General features: G+C 64.2%; 1 protein-coding gene, 1 rRNA gene and 1 pseudogene. All 3 read left to right on the top strand.

All coding sequences use genetic code 11. The annotated features are described in order from the left end of the window. Nucleotides 1-826: pseudogene (locus tag ACFVIM_RS35005) on the top strand (hypothetical protein); the annotation flags it as partial. Between the two features lie 11 nt (nt 827-837). Beyond that, complete coding sequence (locus tag ACFVIM_RS35000; RefSeq protein WP_384310380.1) at nt 838-1,191, top strand: hypothetical protein; 354 nt, start codon at nt 838-840, stop codon at nt 1,189-1,191. 53 nt (nt 1,192-1,244) lie between these two features. Then, nucleotides 1,245-1,720, top strand: a 23S ribosomal RNA gene (locus ACFVIM_RS34995); the annotation flags it as partial.

The following is a 1,720-nucleotide window of genomic DNA, read 5'->3' as shown; positions in this document are numbered from 1 at the left end:
GGCGTCCGCCGCCCAGGCCAACTTCTCCGCCTCCTACGCGCGCGACTCGGCGGCGGACGCCCATGACGCCGCCGACGACGCCGAGAAGTCCGCGCTGAACGCGGGCAAGAGCGCCGAGCAGGCCAAGACCGAGGCGTCCGGCGCCTGGAAGCACGTCGCGGAGAAGGCCCAGGCCGAGTACGAGGCGGCCAAGAAGGCGGCCGAGGAGAAGCACCGCAAGGCCATGGAGGCGGAGCGCAAGGAGCGGGAGCAGAAGGAGTGCGCTCCCGGCCCGGGGCTCACCTGGTGTCTGCTCGCCTTCGAGGACGCCGACGTCGACTGGTCGGTGAACGACACCAAGCTGAAGATGTTCAAGGACTTCTTCGCCGTCGCCGACTTCACGGCCTGTATCGAGGACCCGACCGTCGCCCAGTGCGCCGCCTTCGGCGCGGCCCTCACCCCGTTCGGGAAGGTCAAGAAGGTCGATGACTACCTGGACAAGGTCGACGAGCTGGCGGATGCCACCCGGCTCGGGAAGATCGGCAAGACGCGCGACGCCGTCCTCAAGGACGGAAAGCCGCGCGGCGTCGAGGATTCCAAGGGCGTTCAGATGATCAGCCCGGAGGAAATCCAGGAAGTGCGCGAGGACCTTCGGAAGAAGCTCGGCGAGCCGGACCAGGTCAAGGAGATCCCGGGCAAGGGCACCATCGAGATCTGGAAGCTGGAGAACGGGAATATCAATTACCGTGGCTTCAGCTCCTCCGGCGGCAAGGCGGACCCGACGATCGACTTCACCGGGGACTTGCAGAAGGAATTGGGCTTCAAGCGGTACCACGCGAAGCACTGAGGATCCACCACATGAACGATGAGAAGTACCAGGAAGAACTGGACTATCTGGTCCAGTACGCGCGGACGAGTCTGCTGCACTTCATTCCGCTGCGGGACGCCGCCGAGAACGTGACGGGCGGCGACGGATCGGAGGCGGATATCCAGGCCGCCACGGTCCGCCTGGTGGGAGACATGATCGACCAGGGCGTGGCCGTCGGCGATCTGAGTCCCCGGGAAGGGGAGGAATTCCTCCCGTGGAACGTGTCCAAGGGCGAGGCCCTCGCCAGGATCGCGGAGGGAATGAGGACCAGGGAGGATCCCCTGGACTTCATGGACATCTGCTGGTTCCTCGCCGAGGAGCGGAGCGACCTGGACGGTAGCTGAGCACGGCTCGTCCGGCTGGCCGCGCTCCCGGTTCGGGTCAGCCGGCGCCGGGTAACCGGAGACCGGAACCGGGTAACCGGACCTGGTTGACCAGAACCGATTCCGGTGTGACCGGGAGAAGGTCCGGGGCCGGTCATCGGACCGGCCGGTGATGACGGTCCGGCCCTGCCGACGGAGCGACATGAGTGGGCCCTCGCGCATGATGCGCGGGAGGATAGGGTAAGCGCGGTATTGGATATCCGCGTCCAAGCAGTTAGGCTGGGAAATAGGCAAATCCGTTTCCCGTGAAGGCTGAGCTGTGATGGCGAGCGAAATTTAGTAGCGAAGTTCCTGATTCCACACTGCCAAGAAAAGCCTCTAGCGAGGTGAGAGGTGCCCGTACCGCAAACCGACACAGGTAGGCGAGGAGAGAATCCTAAGGTGATCGAGAGAACTCTCGTTAAGGAACTCGGCAAAATGACCCCGTAACTTCGGGAGAAGGGGTGCTTTTTAGGGTGTTAAAGCCCCGAGAAGCCGCAGTGAATAGGCC

The organism is Streptomyces sp. NPDC057638, from assembly GCF_042800315.1.
In the GTDB taxonomy this organism is placed as follows: Bacteria; Actinomycetota; Actinomycetes; order Streptomycetales; family Streptomycetaceae; genus Streptomyces.
This window is presented reverse-complemented; position numbering and strand designations above follow the sequence as displayed.

Bases quoted from the DNA above. Each gene is read 5' to 3' on its own strand.
- ACFVIM_RS35000 (WP_384310380.1), top strand. From the start codon at position 838: ATGAACGATGAGAAGTACCAGGAAGAACTGGACTATCTGGTCCAGTAC.